19 protein-coding genes and 1 pseudogene are annotated in these 24,656 nt (G+C 66.5%); 11 read left to right on the plus strand and 9 right to left on the minus strand.

The window, feature by feature from the left end; translation table 11 throughout:
- Positions 1-72: 72 nt before the first annotated feature.
- Entirely contained in the window at positions 73-3,189 is a 3,117-nt protein-coding gene (locus tag ACM0PB_RS02410; protein ID WP_065185503.1) for a TonB-dependent receptor domain-containing protein, read from the minus strand.
- Between the two features lie 560 nt (positions 3,190-3,749).
- On the opposite strand from ACM0PB_RS02410, the gene ACM0PB_RS02415 reads away from it, so the two are divergent.
- The 4 genes from ACM0PB_RS02415 to ACM0PB_RS02430 all read left to right on the plus strand — a co-directional run bounded on the left by ACM0PB_RS02415 (position 3,750) and on the right by ACM0PB_RS02430 (position 10,353).
- A complete protein-coding gene (locus tag ACM0PB_RS02415) occupies positions 3,750-5,852 on the plus strand; it encodes a M13 family metallopeptidase (protein WP_262220159.1) in 2,103 nt (700 codons plus the stop codon).
- A 216-nt stretch (positions 5,853-6,068) separates the two neighbouring features.
- On the plus strand, positions 6,069-8,078 hold the full coding sequence (locus tag ACM0PB_RS02420; protein ID WP_065185501.1) for a M13 family metallopeptidase: 2,010 nt from the start codon (positions 6,069-6,071) through the stop codon (positions 8,076-8,078).
- 123 nt (positions 8,079-8,201) lie between these two features.
- Positions 8,202-8,696 carry a VOC family protein gene (locus ACM0PB_RS02425; RefSeq protein ID WP_139727437.1) on the plus strand — a complete coding sequence of 165 codons (495 nt, stop codon included), beginning with the start codon at positions 8,202-8,204 and terminating at the stop codon, positions 8,694-8,696.
- 73 nt (positions 8,697-8,769) lie between these two features.
- The gene (locus ACM0PB_RS02430) at positions 8,770-10,353 is read left to right on the plus strand and encodes a phytoene desaturase family protein (protein ID WP_134955457.1); all 1,584 of its coding nucleotides are present in this window, start codon (positions 8,770-8,772) and stop codon (positions 10,351-10,353) included.
- 140 nt (positions 10,354-10,493) lie between these two features.
- Here ACM0PB_RS02430 and ACM0PB_RS02435 read toward each other — a convergent pair whose 3' ends face one another.
- From ACM0PB_RS02435 to ACM0PB_RS02465, 7 genes and pseudogenes are all read right to left on the minus strand, one after another.
- The gene (locus ACM0PB_RS02435) at positions 10,494-11,168 is read right to left on the minus strand and encodes a rhomboid family intramembrane serine protease (RefSeq protein ID WP_005410509.1); all 675 of its coding nucleotides are present in this window, start codon (positions 11,166-11,168) and stop codon (positions 10,494-10,496) included.
- Between the two features lie 93 nt (positions 11,169-11,261).
- Entirely contained in the window at positions 11,262-11,690 is a 429-nt protein-coding gene (locus tag ACM0PB_RS02440) for an MGMT family protein (RefSeq protein ID WP_414604499.1), read from the minus strand.
- Positions 11,597-12,517, minus strand: a complete 921-nt coding sequence (locus tag ACM0PB_RS02445) for a DMT family transporter (RefSeq protein ID WP_005418025.1) — start codon at positions 12,515-12,517, stop codon at positions 11,597-11,599. Before ACM0PB_RS02445 ends, ACM0PB_RS02440 begins: the two co-directional genes overlap by 94 nt.
- Positions 12,518-12,676: 159 nt before the next feature.
- Positions 12,677-14,035: a glutathione-disulfide reductase gene (gorA, locus tag ACM0PB_RS02450; RefSeq protein ID WP_065185499.1), complete on the minus strand. Its 1,359-nt coding sequence runs from the start codon at positions 14,033-14,035 to the stop codon at positions 12,677-12,679.
- Positions 14,032-14,193 (minus strand): annotated as a pseudogene (locus ACM0PB_RS02455) (amino acid dehydrogenase); the annotation flags it as partial. The pseudogene ACM0PB_RS02455 and the gene gorA, both read right to left, overlap by 4 nt.
- Positions 14,194-14,219: 26 nt before the next feature.
- On the minus strand, positions 14,220-15,464 hold the full coding sequence (locus ACM0PB_RS02460; protein WP_164092911.1) for a DUF418 domain-containing protein: 1,245 nt from the start codon (positions 15,462-15,464) through the stop codon (positions 14,220-14,222).
- 99 nt (positions 15,465-15,563) lie between these two features.
- Complete coding sequence (locus ACM0PB_RS02465) at positions 15,564-16,046, minus strand: FKBP-type peptidyl-prolyl cis-trans isomerase (RefSeq protein WP_005418041.1); 483 nt, start codon at positions 16,044-16,046, stop codon at positions 15,564-15,566.
- 111 nt (positions 16,047-16,157) lie between these two features.
- Between ACM0PB_RS02465 and ACM0PB_RS02470 the strand changes: the two genes are divergently transcribed.
- Together ACM0PB_RS02470 and ACM0PB_RS02475 are read left to right on the plus strand one after the other, a co-directional pair.
- Positions 16,158-16,697 carry a C40 family peptidase gene (locus ACM0PB_RS02470; RefSeq protein ID WP_005418044.1) on the plus strand — a complete coding sequence of 180 codons (540 nt, stop codon included), beginning with the start codon at positions 16,158-16,160 and terminating at the stop codon, positions 16,695-16,697.
- A gap of 131 nt (positions 16,698-16,828) precedes the next feature.
- Positions 16,829-17,602, plus strand: a complete 774-nt coding sequence (locus ACM0PB_RS02475; protein ID WP_053497133.1) for a C40 family peptidase — start codon at positions 16,829-16,831, stop codon at positions 17,600-17,602.
- 257 nt (positions 17,603-17,859) lie between these two features.
- Here the strand turns inward: ACM0PB_RS02475 and ACM0PB_RS02480 are convergent, their stop codons facing one another.
- Positions 17,860-19,194: a dicarboxylate/amino acid:cation symporter gene (locus ACM0PB_RS02480; RefSeq protein ID WP_065185497.1), complete on the minus strand. Its 1,335-nt coding sequence runs from the start codon at positions 19,192-19,194 to the stop codon at positions 17,860-17,862.
- Positions 19,195-19,347: 153 nt separating this feature from the next.
- Between ACM0PB_RS02480 and ACM0PB_RS02485 the strand changes: the two genes are divergently transcribed.
- From ACM0PB_RS02485 to ACM0PB_RS02505, 5 genes are all read left to right on the plus strand, one after another.
- Positions 19,348-21,054, plus strand: a complete 1,707-nt coding sequence (locus ACM0PB_RS02485) for an alkaline phosphatase (RefSeq protein ID WP_065185496.1) — start codon at positions 19,348-19,350, stop codon at positions 21,052-21,054.
- Positions 21,051-21,596, plus strand: coding sequence for a WG repeat-containing protein (locus tag ACM0PB_RS02490; protein ID WP_065185495.1), 546 nt, complete (start codon positions 21,051-21,053; stop codon positions 21,594-21,596). Before ACM0PB_RS02485 ends, ACM0PB_RS02490 begins: the two co-directional genes overlap by 4 nt.
- Before the next feature lie 548 nt (positions 21,597-22,144).
- Positions 22,145-23,431 carry a tRNA lysidine(34) synthetase TilS gene (gene tilS, locus ACM0PB_RS02495; RefSeq protein ID WP_196768684.1) on the plus strand — a complete coding sequence of 429 codons (1,287 nt, stop codon included), beginning with the start codon at positions 22,145-22,147 and terminating at the stop codon, positions 23,429-23,431.
- Between the two features lie 36 nt (positions 23,432-23,467).
- Positions 23,468-23,728 (plus strand): exodeoxyribonuclease VII small subunit, encoded by a 261-nt coding sequence (locus ACM0PB_RS02500; protein ID WP_005410522.1) that lies wholly within the window; start codon positions 23,468-23,470, stop codon positions 23,726-23,728.
- On the plus strand, positions 23,718-24,596 hold the full coding sequence (locus ACM0PB_RS02505; protein WP_053498934.1) for a polyprenyl synthetase family protein: 879 nt from the start codon (positions 23,718-23,720) through the stop codon (positions 24,594-24,596). Before ACM0PB_RS02500 ends, ACM0PB_RS02505 begins: the two co-directional genes overlap by 11 nt.
- Positions 24,597-24,656 lie beyond the last annotated feature (60 nt).

Genomic DNA, 24,656 nt, shown 5'->3' on the forward strand with positions numbered 1-24,656 from the left:
TTTTCGTGTCCGGCCTGAGCGGATGGAAGAACAGGCCCTGGTGGAACAGGGCCTGCCGTCCGGTCCGCCCGCTCAGCGGAAGCTGTAGCGGAGGCTGGCCATGTAGCGGCGACCCAGCGCGTCCAGTACGTACGGGAACGGACCGATGTCGTCGGACAGGTTCAGCACCGACAGGTTCAGGCGCGCATTGTCGGTCAGGTGGTAGCTGACATTGGCATCCCAGGTCGTCCAGCTGTCGCGCTTGAAGTACTGCCGGCTTTCCGGAGTTGCGGTCAGGCTGAACTGCGAGCCGCTCGTGTAGTTGGACGTCACGCCATAGCTCCACTTGCCGATGGCATGCTGTGCCGTCCAGCGGAACTGGCGCTTGGGCTCATCGAACGTACCCACGCGCTCCACGAACGGCACATCCGCGTTGGCGGCCTGGCCACGGTTCTTCGGCATGTAGCCGTAGAAGCCCAGTGCCACCTGGCCGAACCGGCCCATGTCCCAGTTGTAGTCCACCTCGGCCGTCCAGCCGCGGAACATCAGCACCGGGCCATTGCCGTACTCGGTGCGGATATCGGTGGCCGCACCCGTCAACGGATTGCGCGTGACCAGGCTGCAGAAGCGGTTGGCGTTGGGCACGTCGGACGCATTGAAATCCGGGTTGTCGAAGCAGCCGGTGATGATGTCGGTCGGGCTCAGGCTGGTGATCACATCGGTGATCTTGATGTCATACCAATCGGCGGCGACGCGCAGGCCCTTCGCCCAGTCCGGTGCGAACACGATGCCTGCTGTCCAGGATTTGGCCTTCTCGTTCTTCAGGCCGGTATAGCCGTTGACCGAGCCGAGGGTGTTGGTCGGCGACGCCTGGAAGGTCGCCGGGTCCGCGCCCGGGTAGGCCTGGAAGAAGGCCTCGCAGTTGCGGCGGCGAATCGCGGGATTGGTGCCGCCGTTGATGGCCGACACCGAGCAGACTTCCGGGATGTTGTAGTACGCCGGCTGCAGCGAGGTATAGAGCTCGGCAATCGACGGGGCACGCAGCGACTGGGTCTTGCTGCCGCGCAGCTGGATTCCCGCGAACGGCTCGTACTGGATGCCATAGGTGTACGCGTTGAAGCCACCAGCCACCGAGTTGACCACGCGGCGGCCCTTCAGGGTCACGTCCAGGCGATGCAGGCCAGGCAGATCCCAGTCGGGGTTGAACAGCGGTGCCAGGAACTCGGCGAAGATTTCATTGGTGTGATAGTCGCCCTTGGCGCCCTGGATCGGCACCGAACGGCCCTGCCCCAGGCGCTGGTACTCGCTCGGGGTGAACGAGCCTTCTTCGCGGCGATGCTCCACGCCTGCGGCGAAGGAGAACTCGCCGCCCGGCAGGTCGAACAGGCCACCGGTCACCGACGCGTTGAACACGGTCTGGCGCGTCCGCGCCTTGGCCAGGGTCGGCGTCGACACATAGGCCAGTGCTTCAGGCGATGCCTGGTTCTCGCCGAACAGATTCAGTGGACGGCAGTTCGGATCCGCAGTGGTGCCGCGGGCGGATGCATCACAGACAATGTTGCCGCTGGCATCGCGCTTCACGTTGAGCGCATTGATGAAGTTCTGCTGGATCAGGCCGGTGCCCTTGTAGTCGAAGTCGCCTCGGCCGTGGGTCACACTGGTTTCCCAGTTGAAGCGGCGCTCGCCGATATCGAAGAAGCCGTCCAGGCCGAGCACGATGCGGCTGAGGCGCGTATCGGTACTGGCGTTGTTCATGCTCAGGTCGCGCGAAGAGCGCGACAGGCGGAACGAGGTGATGCCGTTCTCGGCCAGGATGCGACGGGACTCCGCGCTGAGGAACGGATTGTTCGCGCTGAACAGCATCGCGCCACTCTGGTCGCCACTGCCATCGGGGTTTGCGGCACCGAAACCGGCAGCGTTGTAGACGTTCTGGTCCAGCGTCTCGCGCGCGGTGGCGCTGTAGTGCGACAGTTCGAAGAAGCCGCGCACGTTGTCGTTGAAGTCGAAGCTGCCGGTCGAATAGACCGTACGGCGTTCGAGGTCGGCGATCAGTGGGACGGTCTCGTTGAGGTTGAGGCCATCGCCACCGGACGCGTTGCCGCTGGGATAGGAGATGCCCGGATCGTAGGCAACCAGATCGCCCTTGTCGTTGAAGTGCCAGAGCTTGTTGTTCGGACCAAAGCCGTTCAGTTCACCCGTGGCATTGCGCTGGTAGCTGCGCCGCACCTGGATGTCCGACGGCATGATCAGGCCACCGAAGGTCATGCTGGAGATGCGCCGGTTGCGGATCCAGACCTGGTCGGCGATGCCGTCGGCCGGCCCGGTGTTGAACGGGATGCTGGGGTCGATGCGACCGTCATTGCCCGGCGTGCGCCACGGTTGGAAGCGCGCCACGTTGGCTGCCGTCGGATTGGTCTGCAGGCTGTAGCCGTTGCGGTAGAAGTCGCGCTGGAGCGCGTTCACGCCTTCGCTGTTGTCCAGTTCGGCAGCAATGGTGAAGTGGCCACGTCCGTCGGCGAAACCGCTGCCGAAGATCGCAGACCAGGAGTAGCGGTCGTTGTCGTTCTTGGTGGTCCTGCCAAAACCCAGCTCGACCTCGGCACCCTCGAACTTGTCACGCAGGATGATGTTGTTCACGCCTGAGATGGCATCGGAACCATACGTGGGTGCACCACCGATGCTCAGGCTTTCCACGCGCTCGACCATCACGGTCGGAATCGCGTTCATGTCGACCTGGATGCCCGAGCCGCCGCCGGCGCCGAATACGGTTGGCGGAGCCGAGGTCACGAAGCGGCGACCGTTGACCAGGGTCAGCAGGCGGTTGCTGCCCAGGCCGAAGCGACTGGCGAAGTTCACGCCCGCACCGAAGCCGGCCTGGTCACCGCGTGAGGACACGCCGGCAGACACACCGGGAATCTTGGTCAACGCATCGATCAGGTTGGTGTGTCCGTACGCATCGATATCCTGGCGGGACACCACAGCGGCTGGTTCCAGGGTGTCATAGCCGGCGCGGTAGATGTGCGAGCCCGTTACCGTGATGCGGTCCAGCTGGGTGGCCGCGGCTTCATTGGAAGCCTTCTTCGCGCTCTCAGCGGTGTCCTTTGCAGTTTCTCCCTCCTGCGCGAAGGCAGGCAGGGCGACGGCAAGCAGAATGGCCGAGGTGAGCGCGAGACTCAACGGATTACGGGGTAGTGGGCGAGTCTTCTGCATGTCTCTCTCTCTGAAAAAGTGAGGGCACAAAAAGCTCTGCATCGGCAAGGCAGAGGAAATGTAGTCAGCAACTGTTCACGTGCCGATAACGGAATTCATACACATAAAGACACGAAACGGCAACATTCAGCAAAAGTTCAATTTGATCTGACACGTAGAGAAATGGAGCATGAGCGCGTAAACCTGCGCCGGCATTGTTCAAAGAATCATTTCAAATCAAAGGCTTGAGCCGACATTACGCCCCGTCTGTCGCGGCCATGGCGCTCGTGTCCAAGGCCCTGGACACGTCATGCCCCGGCAGGCGCGCAACCCGTACCTGCAGGCAACCGCGAGCACGCGTTCATCATAAATTCACCCGCAGGGCAGGCATACGGGCAGCCCTCGCTCGGCGCTGCGGCGACGCCCGATGTGCCTTCCTGGGACGCCTCCTGGCGCGTGCACGCCCCTTGCGCGGGGACATGACCTTCGACACCCTTGCAGGTCTGGCCGGCGGCGTATCGTTCGGCCCACGGTCGCACCCGCGGCCACTCCCTGACTCACTCGGCCCGGAGGCCATTCAAGTGACCCGTACTCCCAAGATCGTGCTGCTGACCCTGGCCGTTTCGGCCGCGCTGGTCGGCTGCGGCAAGACTGAAACCCCGGCCAACGACGCCGCCGCCTCCGCCCCGGCCACCGCCGAAGCCACCACCTATAAGCTGGACGAGAGCAAGCTGCCGGCCTACAACGCCTTCCAGCCGAGCGACCTGGACACCACCAAGGACGCCTGCACCGCCTTTGGCGACTACGTCAACAGCAAGTGGCTGGCCGCCAATGAAATCCCGGGCGACCGCACCAGCTGGGGCGCGTTCACCATCCTCGACGAGCGCTCGGTGGCCGTGCAGCACCAGCTGGCCGAACAGGTCGCGCAGGTCAAGAACCCGAACCACATCGAGAAGATCGTCGGCGACCTGTGGGCGACCGGCATGGACGAAGCGAAGATCAACGCGCAGGGCATCGAGCCGCTGAAGGCCGACTTGGCGGCGATCGACGGCCTGCAGGACAAGGCGGCGATCGCCAACTACCTGCGCACCAGCGCCGCCAAGGGTGACAACGTCCTGTTCGGCTTCGGCGCCGAAGCGGACTTCAAGAACTCGGCCATGAACATGGCCTACGCCAGCCAGGGCGGCCTGGGCCTGCCGGATACCACCTATTACACCGATGCCAAGAACGCCGACAAGCTGAAGGCCTACCAGGCGCACGTCGCCAAGGTGCTGGAGCTGTCCGGCGTCGCCGCGGCCGACGCGGCCAAGCAGGCCGAGGACGTGGTCAAGTTCGAAACCCGCCTGGCCAAGGCCTCCAAGTCGCGCGTCGAGCTGTCGCGCAACGTCGAGCTGTACTACAACCCGGTCACCCTGGCCGACGCCGACAAGCTGACCCCGAACTTCAGCTGGACCGAGTTCTTCAAGTCGCAGGGCGTGGCCGCACCGGAGAAGTTCTCGCTGGCCATGCCGGCTTTCCATGAGGAAGTGAGCAAGGCGCTGGGCGATACCGACCCGTCGGTGTGGCGCGCCTACCTGCGCTTCCACACCGTGGACAGTGCCTCGCCGTACCTGGCTGACGCCTTCGTGCAGGAGAACTACGAGTTCTACGGCAAGACCCTCAACGGCCAGAAGGAACAGAAGCCGCGCTGGAAGCGCGTGCTGGGCACCATCGAGAATGATGCCGGTGAAGCCTTCGGCCAGCTGTACGTGAAGGTTGCCTTCTCGCCGGAAGCCAAGGCGAAGATGGAAGAACTGGTGAAGAACCTGGCCGCCGCGCTGAAGGACCGCATCCAGGGCCTGAGCTGGATGAGCGAGGAAACCAAGGCCAAGGCCATCGCCAAGTGGGAGACCTTCACCCCGAAGATCGGTTACCCGGACAAGTGGCGCGACTGGTCGGGCCTGCAGACCCAGCGCGACAGCTTCCTGGGCAACGTGCGCGCGGCCAACGAGTTCAACTACAAGTTCAACCTGTCCAAGATCGGCAAGCCGGTGGACAAGACCGAGTGGGGCATGACCCCGCAGACCGTCAACGCCTACTACAACCCGCTGCAGAACGAGATCGTATTCCCGGCCGCCATCCTGCAGCCGCCGTTCTTCGATCCGAAGGCCGACGATGCGCTGAACTACGGCGGCATCGGTGCGGTGATCGGCCATGAAATGACCCACGGTTACGACGACCAGGGTGCACGCTTCGGGCCGACCGGCAACATGGAAGACTGGTGGACCCCGGCCGACAAGAAGAACTTCGAAGGCCTCACCGGCAAGCTGGTCAAGCAGTTCGACCAGTACAAGGTCGACGGCCAGGCGGTGAACGGCCACCTGACCCTGGGCGAGAACATCGCCGACCTGGGTGGCCTGGCCACCGCCTACGACGCCCTGCAGAAGGCCTCCGCCGGCAAGGAAGATGCAAAGGTCGATGGCTTTACCCGCGACCAGCGCTTCTTCTTCAACTGGGCCACCGTGTGGCGCACCAAGTACACCCCGGAAAACGCCAAGGTCCGCCTGGCCACCGACCCGCACGCCCCGGCGCAGTTCCGCGCCATGGGTGCGCCGTCGAACCTGCCGACCTTCGCCGCCGCGTTCCAGTGCAAGGCCGGTTCGCCGATGGCCCGCAGCGGCGAGCAGCAGGTGGTGATCTGGTAACCCACGGCTGACGTTGCGGCGTACCTGCAGAGGCCCGGGAATTCCCGGGCCTTTGTTGTTCACAGCGCCCGTCATCCACGCATGGCCCACGCCGTTGGTAGATGCCGACCTTGGTCGGCGCACGGCTCGGCGGAGCCACCGTGATGCGTGCATGCCGCGCCCATGCCCGGCTTGCTATAGTGCGCGCGCCCTCAATCCATCACGGATTCGTTCCACATGCCCAACTTCCGTCCGCTTGCCATCGCCCTGGGCATCAGCCTGGCGACTCTGGTCCCGACCCACGATGCGTTTGCCGCCGCCAAGAAGAAGGCCGCACGCGCCCCGGCCGTCAGCGCCCAGTGCAGCGACTTCTACGACGCCACCAATGCAGGCTGGCTGAAGGCCAACCCGGTGCCGCAGACCGGTGCCACTACCGCGCTCGGCCAGCTGGTCGACCGCAGCCGCCAGCAGCAGCGCGACCTGCTCGACGCCGCGATGAAGTCGCCGCAGGGCAATGTGCAGAAGCTGCTGGGTGACTTCTGGGCCAGTGGCCTTGACGAAGCCGCCGTGGAGGCGGACGGTTCCAATCCGATCGCCCCGCTGCTGACCCGCATCAACGCCATCAAGAAGGCCAAGGATGTGCCGGCGTCGATCGCCGCGCTGCACCAGGTGGGCATCCCGGTCGCCTTCAACTTCGGCCCCGACGTCGACCTGAAGGCACTGGACCGCCACATCGGTTACTTCATGCAGGGCGGCATGGGCCTGCCGGATCCTGCGTTCTATACCCGCACCGACGCCGACACCGTGGCGCTGATGGGCCGCTACCGCAACTACGTCAAGCAGATCCTGGCGCTGACCGGCACCCCGGCGGCCAAGCTGGATGCCGAATCACAGGCGGTGATCGCGCTGGAGACCGAGCTGGCGCGCAACGCGCAGTCGCTGGCCGGCATCAACAACCCGTTCAACAACTACGCGCCGATCTCCACCAAGGAGCTCAACAGCCGCTACCGCAATCTGCAGCTGGACGCTTTCCTGAAGGCACAGGGCGTGGATGACGACCTGGTCTCGCTGGCCGATCCGGGGCTGTTCAAGCAGCTCGATGGCATGGTCACCAAGCTCAAGCCGGACCAGTGGAAAGCCTACCTGCGCTGGCGCGTGGGCGATTCGATGGCGCCGTACCTGTCCAAGGCCTACCGCGACGCCGAGTTCGAATTCCGCGGCCGTGTGCTGCGTGGCCAGACCCTGCCGCCGCAGCGCTGGGAATCCGTGCTGGATGCAATCAATGTGGCCGCCGGCCCGATGGTCGGCCGCGAGTACGCCGCCCGCTACCTGTCGGCCGAAGATCGTCGCCAGGCCGCATGGATCGTCGACAAGGTGCGCGAAGTACAGATCGAGGCGGTAAAGAACAGCAGCTGGATGAGTGCCGAAGCCAAGACCGAAGCGCAGGCCAAGCTGGCTGCGCTGAAGATCGAGATCGGCACTCCACTGCGCGACCTGGACTACAGCGTGCAGCCGATGGGGCGCGGCTCGTTTGGTGGCAACATGCTGATTGCATCGACCTGGCGCCACCGCGAGGAAATGAAGCGCATCGGCAAGGGCAATGCCGACCGCCGCTGGGACGTGCTGCCGCAGCAGCCGTCGCTGGCCTACGACCTGGCGCAGAACCGCCTGATCGTCACCGCCGCGATCCTGCAGGGCCCGGTGTTCAACGCCAAGGCCGACGCCGCCGACAAGTTCGGCAGCTTCGGGGGCCTGGTCGGCCACGAGCTGACCCGTGCGATCGATGCCAAGGGCGCTCTGGTCGATGCCAAGGGTGAGCTGCGCAGCTGGTGGACCCCGGCCGACAAGACCGCCTGGACCCTGCTCGGCAATCGCGTGGCCGCGCAGTACAGCGCCTACGACTTCCCGGGCGTGAAGGGTGCCAAGGTCAACGGCACGCTCACCCAGGAAGAAAACCTGGCCGACATCGCCGGCCTGGAACTGGCATGGGCGGCGTATGCCGCGCAGGAGCCGAAGGCCAAGCAGGCACAGCAGCAGGGCTTCTTCCGCGCCTGGTCGACGCTGTGGGCACAGCAGCTGTCGCCGAACGAGGCCGCGCGCCGCCTGACTGCCGACATCCGCGCACCGGGCCTGTGGCGCAGCAACGGCACGCTGGCCAACCTGCCGGCGTTCGGTGCCACCTTCAGTTGCAAGGCCGGGCAGCCGATGCAGCGCAGCGAAGCCGACCAGATCAAGGTCTGGCGCTGAGCCCGCGGCCGCACTGTTAGTACAAAGGGCGCCTTCGGGCGCTCTTTTTTTGCGGGTGCAGCACGATCCCGGGTTAACACTGCGCGTGCTATCGCTGCGGCTTCGTCCAACGTGGAGCCGGACATGGCACACAAGAACACGATCTGTATCTGGTACGACAACGGCGCGCTCGAGGCCGCCACCTTCTATGCCAACACCTTTCCCGACAGCGCGGTGACCGCTGTCCACCACGCCCCGGGCGACTACCCGGACGGCAGGGAGGGCAACATACTGACCGTCGAATTCACGGTCTGCGGCATCCCCTGCGTCGGCCTCAACGGCGGCACCGCGTTCAAGCACAGCGAAGCCTTCTCCTTCCAGATCCAGACCGAGGACCAGGCCGAGACTGACCGCTTGTGGGACGCCATCGTCAGCAACGGCGGGCAGGAGAGCCAGTGCGGTTGGTGCAGGGACCGATGGGGCGTTTCCTGGCAGATCAGCCCACGCATGCTGATCGAAGCGGTGACCAGCCAGGACAAGGCACTGGCCAAGCGCGCCTTCAACGCGATGATGCCGATGAAGAAGATCGACATCGCCACCATCGAAGCGGCAATCAAAAAAGGGGACGGAGGGGATTAAGTCGTTTCTTCCCCCCTGTGCGCAGATGCGGATTGCGACTTAATTCCCTCCGTCCCCTTTTTCCGAGGTGCTGATGTCCTGGGATGCGATCATCATCGGTGGCGGCCACAACGGCCTGGTCTGCGCGGCCTATCTCGCACGCGCTGGCAAGAAGGTGCTGGTGCTGGAACGTCGTGGCGTTCTCGGCGGCGCGGCAGTCACCGAGGAATTCCACCCCGGGTTCCGCAACTCGGTGGCGTCCTACACGGTGTCATTGCTGCAGCCGAAGGTGATCGACGACCTGCAGCTGCATGCGCATGGGCTGCGCATCGTCAATCGCCCGGCCAACAACTTCCTGCCATTGCCGGACGGCCGCTACCTGCTGTCCGCACCGGGCCGCACCCAGGCCGAGGTCGCGAAGTTCTCCGAGCGGGATGCGCAGCGGCTACCCGAATACGAAGCGCGCCTGGAGATCTTCGCCGATGTGCTGCGCGCGTGGGCCCTGCGCACGCCACCGGATGCCGGCGTTGCGGGTGGTTGGCGCGCGTTGCCTGCGCTGTGGCAGATGGGTCGTCTTGGTCGTGAACTGGCCACGCTGGATGCCTCGCTGCGGCAGGAGCTGCTGGACCTGTTCACGCTGTCGGCAGCCGAGTATCTGGATCGCTGGTTCGAAAGCGAACCGATCAAGGCGCTGTTCGGCTTCGATGGCATCGTCGGCAACTACGCAAGCCCCTATACACCGGGCAGTGCCTACGTACTGCTGCACCACGTGTTCGGCCAGTGCAATGGCATGAAAGGTGCGTGGGGCCATGCGATCGGTGGCATGGGCGCGATCAGCCAGGCCATCGCCACTGCCGCGCGGGAGGCCGGGGCTGAGCTGCGCGTGGATGCCGGTGTGCAACGCCTGCTGATCGAGCAGGGTCGTGTCGTGGGCGTGGCGCTGGCCAACGGCGAAATCCTGCGCGCACGCGCGATGATCGCCAACGTCAATCCAAAGCTGCTGTACGAGCAGATGCTGGCACCGGAGCAGGTACCGGACGCAACGCGCGAACGCATGGCGAACTGGCGCTGCGGTTCGGGCACGTTCCGGATGAATGTCGCGCTGTCGCAGCTGCCGGACTTCCGCGCTCTGCCCGGTCCCGGCGATCACCTCAGCGCCGGGATCATCATGGCCCCCAGCCTGGATTACATGGACCGTGCCTGGCTGGATGCGCGTCGCAATGGCTGGTCACGCGAACCGATCGTGGAAATGCTCATTCCCAGCACGCTGGACGATTCGCTGGCGCCGCCCGGGCAGCATGTGGCCAGCCTGTTCTGCCAGCACGTGGCGCCCGTGCTGCCCGGTGGGCGTCACTGGGATGATCATCGTGAAACGGTGGCCGATCTGATGATCGCCACCGTTGAACGGTATGCGCCGGGTTTCGCTGGCAGCGTACTGGGCCGCCAGGTGCTGTCACCGCTGGATCTGGAGCGCACCTTCGGCTTGATCGGCGGCGACATCTTCCACGGAGCGCTCAGTGCCAACCAGTTGTTCTCGGCACGGCCGATGGTTGGCCAGGCTGGCTATCGTGGTGCCCTGCCCGGCCTGTATCTGTGCGGGTCGGGAACACATCCCGGGGGCGGCGTGACCGGCGCGCCAGGTCACAATGCGGCGCAGGTGGTGTTGCAGGATCTGTAGAGGCGTGCCGACCAATGGTCGGCGCCCACAGCGTCAAATGATCCCATGCAAAGCGTGCCAACCAAGGTTGGCACCTACCCGCGTGGGAGAAGGCGTGCCGACCAACGGTCGGCACCTACAGCGTCAAATGATCCTTTGGATCATTTGACGCTGCGCAGATGGTTCGGGCGCTTCGGTGGGCCGGGCGGTCGGCGCTTGTTGAACGGCGGCTGCCCTCGCCAGTAGCGGATCAGCAACCAGCCGAACAGCATGCCGCCGAGGTGCGCGAAGTGGGCCACGCCCGGCTGCCAGCCGGTCATGCCCAGCACCAGTTCGCCCACGCCGAACAGGATCACGAAGGTGCGCGCCTTCATCGGGATCGGTGGGAACAGCAGCATCACCCGCTGGTTCGGGAACAGCATGCCGTAGGCCAGCAGCAGGCCGAACACGCCGCCAGAGGCACCCAGCACCGTGGCCGGGTTCTCCAGCAGCGTACCCACCAGCAGCTGGCAGACACCGGCACCGGCCACGCAGACCAGGTAGTACAGCAGGAAGCGCTTCTCGCCCCAGGTCTGCTCCAGTGGCGCACCGAACATGAAGACCGCCAGCATGTTGAAGAACAGGTGGCCGAAGCTGCCATGCAGGAAGCCATAGGTCAGCAGCTGCCACGGCTGGAAGTTGCCGCCCGGCGAGAACGCATCGAAGCCTTGCTGCAGCGGTTGCAGCATGAACGGCTCGAAGGTCTGCATGCCAAGCAGGAACGGCTGCTGCAGCAGGAACAGGATCGCGTTGGCGATCAGCAGGGCCTTGGTGACGGTTGGCAGACGCGGGAACATGGGAGCACCGGCATGGAACGGCCTCCATCATAGCCGCAGCACCGCGCCTTGTTGGCGACCGGCAGGTCCGGCCTGTTCAGTCGCCAGCGATGCTCAGCCCGGGCCCCAAACGGCAGCATCCAGCACAACCGCCGGATCGGTCGTGGGCATCCGCACCCGGCCGTTCTCAACCACCACGCCCTCGGCACGCAGCCGCTGCGACTGCTCGCGACAGCCCGCCGACCCTTCTTCCATGGCGATGCGCCCATCCGAGCGCAGCACGCGGTGCCAGGGCAGGTCCGGGTCGTCGTTCTGGCCCAGGATGCGCGCGGTCAGGCGCGCACGCCCGGGCAGGCCCGCGCGCATCGCCACCTGGCCGTAGCCCATCACCTGCCCCGCCGGGATCGCGCGGATCACCGCCAGAATGCGCGCACGCGCCTGCTCCGGCGTCAGCGCCGCAGGCGGGTCACCAGCAGAACGCCGATCAGCACCAGCACGGTGCCGGCGATCTGTGCCGGCCCCATCGGTTCGTCGAGCAGCCATAGGCTCATCACGATGGTGGAAACAGGGCCCAGCATACCGACCTGCGCGGCCAGCGACGAACCCACGCGCTGCACCGCCAGCATGATCGCCAGCACCGGCAGCACCGTGCACACGGTGGCGTTGACCAGCGACAACCACTGTACCGGTGCCGGTGCCTGCCACAGCAGTGGCAGCGGATGGGTCACCGCGAAGTGCAGCAGCACCAGCACGCTGGCCACGCAGCTGGCGTAGGCGGTCAGCCGCACCGCGCCGATGCGTGCCACCACCTGCCCGCTGCCGAACAGGTACAGCGCGTAGCTGAGCGCACTGCCCAGCACCAGCAGGCTGCCGACGATGATCTGCCCACCTTCGCGCTGCAGATCGTGGCCAAAGGCCAGCAGCACGCCCAGATAGCTCAGCACCAGCGCGCCGATCTGCCAGCGGCCCGGCCGCTGCCGTGCCAGCAGCACGTTGATCAGCAGCACCAGGGTCGGGTTCAAGTAAAGAATCAGCCGCTCCAGGGTCACGCTGATGTACTGCAGGCCCTGGAAATCGAGCAGGCTGGACAGGTAGTAGCCGGTGAAGCCCAGCCACAGCACGCGGGCGCGGTCGGCCCAGGACAGCGGCTCTGCCCGGCGCGCAGCCCACAGTGCCATCAGCACGAACAGCGGCAGCGCCATCAGCATGCGCAGGGCGAGCAGCGAGGTGGCATCGACGCCATGACGCAGGCCGAGCTTGACAATGATGGCCTTGCCGGAGGCGGCGATGGCGCCGATCGCGGCCAGGCCGATACCCCCCAGCGCGATGCGCGGGGAAGCCGTAGCGATGCGGGAAGCGGGAGTGGACATCAGGACGACGGCGGGCCGCGCAGAGCGGCCCGGTAAGGCGTGGGGGCGACCATTGTCGCACGGGCGCCCCCGGTGCTCTGTAGAGCCGAGCCTGCGCTCGGCTTCGCCAAGCCTGGGCGAAAAGGAGCCGAGCGTGGGCTCGGCTCTACAACTGCGGGCTCAGCGCATCAGCACCACTTCCTCGGCCGAGGTCGGGTGGATCGCCACGGTGTCGTCGAACTGGGCCTTGGTCGCGCCCATCTTCACCGCCACCGCGAAGCCCTGCAGGATCTCGTCGGCCGCTTCGCCCAGCAGGTGGATACCCACCACGCGCTCCTCCGGGCCCGCGCACACCATCTTGAACAGGCTGCGCTGGGTGCCGTTGGCCAGCGCCTGCAGCATCGGGCGGAAACGGCTGTGGTAAACGCTCACCTGGTCAAAACGCGCGCGCGCTTCTTCTTCGCTCATGCCCACTGCACCCAGCGGCGGGTGCGAGAAGACCACGCTGGCCACGTTCTCGTAATCCATCTTCGATTGCGGACGTCCACCGAACAGGCGGTCCATCAGCCGCCGTGAAGCGGCCACCGCCACCGGCGTCAGGCCGACCTTGCCAGCGATGTCGCCCACCGCGTGCACGCTCGGCACAGAGGTGGTCTGCCATTCGTCCACCTCCACCTGCTGGTGCTCGCCGATGCCGATGCCCAGCTCTTCCAGGCCCAGGTCGCGACTGTTGCCACGGCGGCCGGTGGCGAAGAACACTGCATCGAACACGCTGTCGAGCGGGCCATCATGACCGAACGCACGGACGCGTTCGCCATCGCGCTGCAGTTCGCGCAGGCGATAGCCGAAATGGATGCGCACGCCCTGCTGCTTCAGGTTCTCGGCCAGCTGATCGGTCAGCTCGTAATCGAAGCGATCCAGCAGCCGCTGGCCGCGCACCAGCAGGCTGACCTTGCTGCCCAGTGCCTGCAGCAGGCCGGCCAGCTCCACCGCGATGTAACCGCCACCGATGATCGCCACCTCGGCCGGTGCCGCACGCAGATCGAAGAAGTCATCGGAAACCAGGCCCAGTTCAGCGCCGGGAATATCCGGGCGCAGCGGATGCGCGCCGGTGGCGATCAGGATGTGCTCGGCGCTGTAATGCACGCCGTCACTGCAGGCCACGGTATGCGCATCGAGCAGACGGCCGCGCGCAGGGATGCGCACCACGCCGGTTTCATCCAGGCGCTTGCGGTAGCTGGTGTGGATGTTGGTGATGTAGGCCTGGCGATGGATCACCAGCTCCTTCCACGACAGCGCCGGGCGTGCCTCGACATCGAAGCCCATCGCATTGGCCAGGCCGATGCGCTCGTGCAGGTCGGCCGCCAGCCACATCGCCTTCTTCGGCACGCAACCAACGTTGACACAGGTTCCGCCCAGTTCGCCCGGTTCCAGCATCGCCACGCGCTTGCCATGCTGTGCTGCGCGGATGGCGCCGGCCAGGCCGGCGGAGCCGCCGCCAAGGACGATCAGGTCGTAATCATAAGGTGCAGTGCTCATCGGAATCGCTCGGGTCGGTAAGGGGCAGGATCGATCGCTGGCGTGCGGCCGCAGACGAGATCGGCGATCAGCTGGCCGGTGCCGGCGCTCATGCTGATGCCGAGCATGCCATGCCCCGCTGCAAGCCAGACGTGAGGATGCGCGGGCGCACGGCCGATCGGCACAGCGCATACGTGCCCATCGCTCACCCCTGCTCCGTGCTGCGCCGCATCGATGGCCACTGCCGATAGGTCATCGCACGCCATATCCACTCGATCGGGCCGAAGCGGAAATGGCGCAGCCACAGGTGCGAGAAGACCACCTGCGCGGCAAACAGCAGCAGTGCGAACAACAGCTGCACGCTGCGCGGCATCGTCTCGAACCTGCCCAGGCCATACTGGTAGAAGGTCCAGGTACACAGCAGCGACTGGCCAAGATAGTGGGTCAGCGCCATGCGCCCGACCGGTGCCAGCCAGGCCAACCGCGCACGCCAATGCACGATCCACGCGAGGTAACCCAGGCACATCGGCAGGCCACCGATCGTCACCAGCGCCATCGCCGCCGTCGCCGGCAGGCCGTAGGCACCCGGCGCCAGATAGGGCTTCCAGGCAACACCCAGCAGCGTGACCACAAGGCCCAGCGGCAGTGCCCCCCAACGCAGCACCGCGTACAGCCGCGGAAAGCGCTCCGGCGTCGCCAACGCGCCGCTGCCGGCGAACCAGCTGCCGATCAGGAACATGCCCAGCACTTCCGGGCCGGTGATCAGCAGCGCGCCCATCGAGGTGCCGAACTCGCTCAGGCGCTGCACAGTGGCCTGCGCCCAGCTGCCCTGCCCGTACACCTGCCGCTGCAGGTCGATGCTCTGCTGCGCCTCGGCAAGCATGCCCCGCACCTCTTCGGTCGAAGCCATCGACACCATCGCGCCCACCAGCAGCATCAGCGCAACGCCGCCCAGATAGACGGTCACGCCCATCCACGGCAGCCAGCTGCGCGGCGCCTCCCGGCAGGCCAGCAACGGCAACGAGACCAACGCGTACATCACCAGGATGTCGCCGGACCAGACCAGCAGCGCGTGGCACAGGCCGATCAGCAGCAAGCCAGCGCTGCGGCGCAGATAGAACGGGGTGAAGTCGCGCCCGGCGGCCTCAGCGCGCTGCGCCATCACCGCGAAGCCGGCGCCGAACAGCAGCGAGAACAGGGTGAAGAACTTGCCCTGCACGAACACGTACACAAAGGCATCGGCCCAGTAGTCGATGCCCTGCCAATGCACGTCGATGCCGGTGAAGGCCAGGTCCAGCGGTCCGCTGAAGGCCTCGATGTTCATCAGCAGGATGCCCAGCAGCGCGGCACCGCGCAGCACGTCCAGCACGGCGATGCGTTCGCCGGAAGCGACCGGCTGCAGGGAAGGAGAAGCGGCGTTCACGGGGCGTCCGTCAGGCAGGTCCGCCATTATGCCGCCGGCCCGTACGCCATGGATGGCCGCGCCGTGTTCCAGAAGCGCAACGGCCCGCCGAAGCGGGCCGCTGCGTCCATCACGATCGCGCTGCGATCAGTGCTGGTGACCACCGTCGCCGTGGACGTGGCCGTGGTCGATCTCTTCCTTGCCGGCTTCGCGCACGTCGACGATCTCGACGTCGAAGTGCAGGTCCTTGCCGGCCATCGGGTGGTTCAGGTCGACGTCGACGACGCTCATGCCGACCTTCTGCACGGTCACCGCACGCGGGCCGAAGTTGGTCTGCAGCACGACCTGCTGGCCCGGGGCCAGCTTGGTGTTGCCGAAGTGCTTCTTCGGCACGCGCTGGGACAGGCCTTCACGACGCTCGCCGTAGGCATCGGCCGCCTTGACGTCGACGTTGAAGGTCGCGCCGGCTTCCTTGTCCATCATGGCGTTTTCCAGGCCCGGGATGATGTTGCCGTGGCCGATCAGGATCGCCAGCGGCTCGCCGCGGTCCTTGGACGACTCGATCGGCTCCTGGCCGACTTCGGAAACGGTGTAGTGGAAGCGGACAACGCGGTCTTTTTCGATCTTCATGCGCAACTCTGTCTGGATCTGCCGGAGGCAGGCGGGTTGGGGCGGGTTGTCGCCCGGCGGGGACGCCGCCATCATGACGGCCAATCCAAGGTGGCGCATTATCCGGAGATCATGCACATCACGCCAGTTTCGTCCGGCCCGCGCCGGTTTCTCGCCCCGGCCCTGCTGCTGGCCCTGCCCGTGTTGATGACCGCCTGTGGAGGCGGCAAGGCCACCCGCCCGGCGCCGCCGCCGCCGACGGCGAACTGGCCGAAGACCGTGCCGGACAACCCCGAGGCCGCCAACTCGGTGCTGATGCGGGCCATCAGCCTGGTCGGCACGCCCTACCGCTATGGCGGCAATACCCCGGATTCGGGCTTCGACTGCAGCGGCCTGGTCGCCTATGTCTATCGGGAAATGCTGGACCTGCGACTGCCGCGCACCTCGCGCGACCTGGCCGCGGTACAGGGCCCGAAGATCGATCCGCAGCGCCTGGCCACCGGCGATCTGGTGTTCTTCGGCAGCCGAGGCAGCGTCACCCATGTCGGCATCTATGTAGGTGAGGGGCGTTTCGTGCACGCGCCGAGTACCGGCGGAACGGTACGCCTCGACTCGCTCAGCGGCCCCTATTGGAAAGACCACTACACGGGGGCGAAACGCGTCCTTCGCTAAAATGAACAGGCGATATGTTCAAAACTGTGACGGAAATCACTACCGCAATAACGTTTTACTAACGGAATTTTTAACTTATCGGCGCTTTTACAGGGCATGATGCCCCATCGTTTTTTTCCTGTGACCGACGCGTGACGACTGACGACCTGAAAAGCGAAGGCCAGACTTCCGTATCTTCACGCAGTGCCCGCCCGTTGTTGCTTGGCCTGGCACTGTGCCTGACCAGCCTTCCGGCCTGGTCGCAGACCGCTCCGAACCGTTCCGATGTGCCCCCGGCCCCGGTGGCCGAGAGCGCCGCCCGACCGGCCGCCAAGGCCGAGGCTGCCGCTCCGCAGCGCAGCCGCGTCGATGCCGCCGCCAGCGCCACGCTGGCCGCCCTGCTGCCGCACCTGGCCGCCAACGACACCATTCCGCTGATGGACCGCTCGGCCGTGGTGGCCGGCGACCTCAGCCGCCTGCTCGCCAATTACGACACCAGCAGCGCCGCCAATGGCAGCGTTGTCGGTACCGCCGCCGACAACGGCAAGGTGCAGTCGCTGCTGCGCCGCGCGATGACCCTGCTGGGCACCCCGTACCGTTGGGGTGGCAGCAACCCGGACAGCGGTTTCGACTGCAGCGGCCTGGTCGGTTATGTGTTCCGTTCGGCCCTGGGCATCGAGCTGCCGCGCGTCTCGCGCGAGATGGCCCACGATGACAACGCCGAACTGATCAACGACCGCACCGCGCTGGCCGCAGGTGACCTGGTGTTCTTCGGCCGCAAGGGCCGCGTCGACCACGTCGGCATCTATGTCGGCGACGGCCGCTTCCTGCACGCACCGAGCTCCGGCAAGGACGTCCGCGTGGACACCCTGCTCAGTGGCTACTGGGGCAACAAGTTCATGCAGGCCCGCCGGGTCGACCTCTGACCCGCTGGCGCTACGGCGCCGCCTGAAAGACAAAAAGCCGCTGCCCCGCAGCGGCTTTTTTGTTTGCGCCCCCGGTAGGTGCCGACCTTGGTCGGCATCGCGCCGCCTGCCCTGGTGGGTGCCGACCGTTGGTCGGCACTGCCTCCATCCACGCATGGCGTGGATCTACCAGGACCCGCCTTGGCCGCCACCGCGCCAACCAGCTCCCAAACAAAAGGCCCGCCGGGTCAGGGCGGGCCTTTCATCTCCACGCAACCTTAGGCGCGTGGCGGTGTCGGGTCAGGATCGTCCACGCCCACATTGCTGGACGGATTGTCATACACCGCCTGGTCGAGCAACCCGGTCTCCTTGGCCACGAGCACCGGCACCAGCATCTGGCCGGTCACATTCGTCATCGTGCGCATCATGTCCAGGATGCGGTCGATGGCATACAGGTAGCCGATGGTCTCCAGCGGCAGATTGGCTGCGCTCAGCACCACCGTGGCCATGATCACCGCAGTACCCGGCACGCCGGCGGTGCCGAAGCTGCCCAGCACCGAGGCGATCAGCACCACCACGTACTGCTCCGGGGTCAGCGGCACGCCGCTGTACTGCGAAATGAACACCGCGCACAGCGCCGGATAGATCGCGCCGCAGCCGTCCATCTTGATGCTGGCGCCCAGCGGCACCGCGAACGAACCGTAGTCCTTGTTCACGCCCAGGTTGTGGGTGATCGAACGCAGCGCCACCGGCATCGCAGCGAAGCTGGACGAGCTGACGAACGCAACCTGCATGCCCGGTGCGGCGCCACGGAAGAACTTCAGCGGGTTCAGGCCGTGCGCCAGCAGCAGCGCGCTGTAGACCACCACGATGTGCAGCGCACAGGCCACGTACAACGCCAGCACGAAATGGCCCAGCGGCAGCAGCTTCTCGAACCCATAGCTGCCGACCAGGCCTGCGATCAGGCCGAAGGTGCCGATCGGGGTGACTTCCAGCACGAAGCGGGTCACCTGGATCATGATGTCGCTCATCTGGCCAACCAGCTTGCGCGCCTCGGTCACCTTCTCGCCCAGCTTGACGATGGCAAAGCCCACCAGGCCGGCGAAGAAGATCACCGGCAGGATCGAGCCGCGACCCGCAGCCAGCACGGTCTCACCGGCCGCGTTGACCTTGGTGCCGATGCCGGACAGCGCATAGAAGACATTGGCAGGCACCACGTCCAGCAGCACCTGCACCACGCTGGGCACTTCGCGCGGCACGTAGTTGCTGGCCATCGACAACTGCAGGCCACCCGCGCCGGGCTGCAGCACCGTACCCACGGCCAGGCCGACACACACTGCCAGCGCAGCGGTAATCACGAACCACAGGAAGGTGCGCCCACTGAGCGCGGCCACGGACTTCTGCCCGTGCAGCGACGAGATCGCGTTGATGACCGCGAAGAACACCAGTGGCACGGCGATCATCTTGATCAGGGTGACGTACAGCTCGCCGAGCGGGCCGAACCACGTTTCCGCGGCGGGGCCGAGCGCCCAGCCGGCCAGCGCGCCGAGCACGAAGCCACCGACCACGCGCTGCCAGAACGGAATCCGCAGCCAGGCAGAGACCAGCGTCATAGGCAATCCAGAGGGAAGGAAGGGATGCTGGCACGATAGCCCAAGGCAGCCCGCAGAACGACCGCCCGGCCGGCAAATCAGTGTGTCATCGGCGTGCCTTGCTGGGGCGGGCATAATGAATGTCCCGTTACAGTTTGTGAGATCCCAGCGTCCATGCGTCGTTCCGTCTCCCTGTTGGCCGCCTGCGCCACCACCCTTCTGCTGGGCGCCTGCGCCAGCTCCGCCCCCGCGTCCGCCCCGGCCGGCCTGAAGGTCACCGTCGATCCCGTCGCCCATCCGGCCGGCGAGACCCCGCAGTGGTGGTACCGCAGCGGGGCCGCCCAGGCTGCGGCCAATGGTGCGATGTCCGGCAAGGCCAAGAACGTCATCCTGTTCCTCGGTGACGGCATGAGCCTGACCACCGTGGCCGCCTCGCGCATCTACGAGGGCCAGCGCAAGGGCGGCTCCGGCGAGGAGAACCTGCTGTCCTGGGAACGCTTCCCGGCCACGGCGTTCAGCAAGACCTACAACACCGATTCGCAGACGCCTGATTCGGCCGGCACCATGACCGCCATCACCACCGGCGTGAAGACCCACATGGGCGCGATCGGCGTCAGTGCCGGAAGCCGCACCGACTGTGCCGACAGCCTGTCCAAGGGCCTGCTGACCTGGCTGCAGCTGGCCGACAGCGCCGGCCTGGCCACCGGCGTGGTCTCCACCGCACGCCTGACCCATGCCACCCCGGCTGCCACCTACGCGCACTCGCCCGAGCGCAACTGGGAAAACGACACCGACCTGACTGAAGCGGCCAAGGCGGCCGGCTGCAAGGACATCGCCCAGCAGCTGCTGTCGACCTCGCGCTATGGGCGCGGCCCGCTTGTCGCCCTTGGTGGCGGCCGTGGTGAGTTCACCACCGTGGAAGAGCGCGACCCGGAATACGACGACAAGGTCGGCCAGCGCCTGGACGGCCGCAGCCTGGTCCAGGAATGGCAGCAGGCGCATCCGCAGGGTGCCTATGTCTGGAACAGCAAGCAGCTGGCCGCGGCCGCCAATGCGCCGGCCATCCTTGGCCTGTTCGAACCGGACCACATGCGCTACGAGTACGAGCGCCCGCAGGATCCGGGCGGTGAGCCGAGCCTGGCCGAACTGACCGCAGCGGCGATCAAGAACCTTTCAAGGCACCCGGAAGGCTACGTACTGATGATCGAAGGCGCGCGCATCGACCACGCCAACCACAGCGGCAATGCCTACCGTGCACTGACCGAGACCGTGGCGCTGTCCGATGCGGTGCGCGTGGCCAACGAGCTGACCTCGGCCGACGACACCCTGATCATCGTCACCGCCGACCACTCGCACACGCTGAACTTCGTCGGCTACCCGGCACGCGGCAACCCGATCCTGGGCAAGGTGAAGGACAAGGGCGGTGAAGACGGCGCCGGCAAGCTGGACTACGCCCTGGACGGTACCGGCCAGCCGTACACCACGCTGAGCTACGCCAACGGCCCAGGCCACACCGGCAGCAGCAACCAGCAGCCGGCCGGGCCGAAGCGCTACCCGCACAACCCAAGCAGCTTCGAACCGGCCAACGGTCGCCCGAACCTGCGCGAGGTCGACACCGAGCATCCGGACTACATGCAGGAAGCGCTGGTGCCGATGAAGTCCGAATCGCATGGTGGTGAGGACGTCGGCATCTGGGCACGTGGCCCGGGCAGCAAGGCGATCCGCGGCACGCTGGAACAGAACGCGATCTACCACATGATCGTGCAGGCCACCCCAGCCCTGCGCGAGCGCCTGTGCCAGGCCGGCACCTGCGATGACAAGGGCGTCCCTGTGCAGTTGCCGGCACCGACGGCCTTCGAACGCAAGGCCGAGGCCAAGTGATCGCGCGGCAGGCCCGCCCTGCCCCTGCCAGCGGCCGCTTTGCGCGGTCGCTGGCAATGCTTGGCGTGCTGGTCAGTGCCAATGCACAGGCACAGGCACCGGCATGCAAGCTGCTGACCGACGAACACGGGTTGTGGCCGCTCCCCAACTGCGAGGTGGTCGATCACCGGCTGAAGATCAGCGCCGATACGCTGAAGGACCTGAACTACGACGACCACGGCCTGGCCGTGGTGTATGCCGACCAGGGCTTCCACTACGTCGACCGCACGGGCCACAGCCTGCCGGTGCTTACCTGGGACAACGGCCCGGAAACGCCGCAGGAAGGCCTGCTGCGCGGCCGCGTCGGCAATCGCGTGAGCTACTTCGATCTGGAATTCCGCCAGGTGGTGCCGGGCACCTTCGATTTCGCCTGGCCGTTCCAGGATGGCGTGGCCGAGGTCTGCAACGGGTGCCGGCGTGGCATGCCGGATGCCGATGGCCACACGCCGATGGAAGGCGGAGAGCGGTTCCGCATCGACCGCGCGGGCCGCCGGGTGAAGTAGGGTTTCGGCAGGGCTGCGCCCTGCACCTGCCGAAGCCGAAGCCCAAGCCCAAGCCGAAGCCAAATCAAGATCAAAAGCGGCTCTGGTTTTCTGTGAGTTGGGCGGGGCGGTGTGGCTGGTCAGGACACGCCGTAAACCCGTCCTTGGGGGCTCGATGGCGCCATCCATGGCGCCAACGGTCCTGCCCACCCACACCGCCCCACCCCCGACAGATTTCCGGTGACGGTTGGACCGTCCACGCCATGCATGGATCAGATCTGTCAGATATCGAATTGAATCCGGGGGTCAGATCCGACAGTTCGCAGGAAACTGTCGAAGGCGGGGTGGGTCCGGTTGCGGGGGCGTGAGCCGCATGGATGCGGCGACCGAGCTTACATGGACGTACTTGCAGCGTCCCCCGCAACCGGACCCACCCCGCCATCCCTCAGCAGACCAGCTGTTGCTGTTGCTGTTGCTGTTGCTGTTGCTGTTGCTGTTGCTGTTGCTCTGGCTCGTAGCAGGTGCAGGGCGCAGCCCTGCCAAGCAAACCCCACCCTATACTTGCCGCCGTGACTGCCTTCCCTGCCCTCGTTCCGCTGGATGCGCCGCTGCTGGTGGGTTACAGCGGCGGTGTCGACTCGACCGTGCTGCTGCACTGGCTGTGGCGCTGCGCACAGGCCTCCGGCACGGCGCTGCGTGCGGTGCACGTACACCATGGCCTGCAGGCCGATGCGGACGCCTGGGTGCTGCATTGCCAGCAGCAATGCGCGGCACTGGGCATTGAACTGGCCGTGCATCACGTGCAGGTCGACAAGCGCGCGGGCCTCGGCCTTGAAGGCGCGGCGCGGCAGGCACGACGTGCAGCGTTCGCCGCCGAACTGCGCGACGGCGAAACACTGGCACTGGCGCAGCACCAGGACGACCAGGCCGAGACCTTCCTGCTGCGGGCCCTGCGCGGATCCGGCGTCGATGGCCTTGCCGCGATGTCCGCACACAGCCGCCTTGGCGAACAGCCTCTATGGCGGCCGCTGCTGGCGGTGCCACGCAGCGCACTGCTCGACTACGCGCGGCAGCACGCGCTGCGCTGGATCGAAGACCCCAGCAATGGCCACGACCACGCCGATCGCAACTTCCTGCGCCTGCAGGTGCTGCCGTTGCTGCGCCAGCGCTGGCCGCATGCGGCTGCGGCATTGGCGGGCAGCGCAATGCACTGCGGGCAGACCCGTGCTCTGCTGGACGAGGAAGACGCCGAGCTGATCGCGCACCTGGAAGTGGCACCACGCGTGCTGTCGCTGCAGTTGCTGCGTCAGGTGTCACCGGGACGCGCCGCGCGCGTGCTGCGCGCCTGGGTGATCGGCCATGGTGCCGCCCCACTGCCGGCCACGGTACTGCAGCAGGGTCTGCACGAACTGCTGCCGGCCAGCAACGATCGCCAGGCGCGGCTGCGCTGGCACGAGCATGCCATCCAGCAATGGCGCGATCACGCCTATCTGCTGCCCGCGCAGCTGCCATCGCTGCCCTGCGGATGGCAGGCCGAATGGGATGGGCGTGCCCCCCTGCCGCTGCCCGATGGTGGCCAATTGCGCCTGCAGGGCGCCGTGGCCTTCGAACGCCCGCTTCAGGTCCGTGCACGCGTGGGTGGCGAGCGCATCGTGCTGCCCGGCCGCCCGCATTCGCATGCGCTGAAGGACTGCCTGCAACGCGAGCACTTGGCCCCCTGGCGGCGGGCCCAGCTGCCGCTGATCTTCGATGGGCCCCAGCTGCTTGCCGCCGCCGACGTGGTCATCGCAGCTCCCCTGCAGGCCTGGTTGCAGGCCCACGACGCGCAGCTGCAGTGGCGTCCCGGCGGCTGGTGAATTGACCCCCGCGCGCAGCCCGTCCACACTTGCCGCATGGCCAAGAAGTCCCCCGAAAACGCCTCCCCGGTCGCCCAGTTCGAGCAGTCGCTCGAATCGCTGGAACAGCTGGTGGAGCAGATGGAAACCGGCGAGCTGAGCCTGGAAGCCTCGCTCAGTGCTTACGAACGCGGCGTCGGTCTGTACCGCCAGTGCCAGCAGGCGCTGGAACAGGCCGAACTGCGCGTGCGCCTGCTCAGCGATCCGGCGCAGCCGGAAGCATCCGAACCTTTCGATCCGCCCAGCCATGACGGCTGAGGTTCTGTTCGCGCGCTGGCGCGACCGTATCGAAAGCCAGCTCGACGCTGCCCTGCCCTCGCCTGCCGAAGCACCGCAGCGCCTGCACCAGGCCATGCGCTATTCGGTGCTGGGCGGTGGCAAGCGCATGCGCCCGCTGCTGGTGTATGCCAGCGGGCACCTGTTCGGCGCGCAGCCTGAAAGCCTTGACGCAGCGGCGATGGCCGTCGAGCTCATCCACGCCTATTCGCTGGTGCACGACGACCTGCCGGCCATGGACGATGACGCGCTGCGCCGCGGCAAGCCGACCACCCACATCGCCTTCGACGAAGCCACCGCGATCCTGGCCGGCGACGCCCTGCAGACCCGTGCCTTCGGCCTGCTGGCCGATGCGCCACTGCCCGCCACGCTGCGCGTGGCCTGCCTGCAGACCCTGGCCCACGCCTCCGGTGCCTCCGGCATGTGCGGCGGCCAGGCGCTGGACATCGATGCCACCGGCCAGCAGCAGACGCTGGCGGCACTGACCCGCATGCACGCGCTGAAAACCGGCGCGCTGATCCGTGCAGCGGTGCGCATGGGAGCGCTGTGCGGCCAGGCCCACGAACCACAGCTGGCCCAGCTGGACGGCTTCGCCGACGCGCTCGGCCTGGCCTTCCAGGTCCGCGATGACATCCTCGATGTCGAAGCCAGTTCCGAACAGCTGGGCAAGACCGCCGGCAAGGACCAGGCGCAGGACAAGAGCACCTTCCCCGCGCTGCTCGGCATGGACGGTGCGAAGGCGCAGCTGCGCGAACTGGCCGCACGCATGCAGGCTACGTTGGCCGGCCATGGCGAAGAGGCCGACGCGCTGCGCGCGCTGGCCACGCTGGCGGTGGAACGCGATCACTGATCGCTGGCGTGATGCTGCCGCCAAACAGGAACGCCCGGCAATGCCGGGCGTTCCTGTTTG

Source organism: Stenotrophomonas sp. AR029, assembly GCF_047520695.2.
GTDB classification, from domain to species: Bacteria; Pseudomonadota; Gammaproteobacteria; order Xanthomonadales; family Xanthomonadaceae; genus Stenotrophomonas; species Stenotrophomonas sepilia.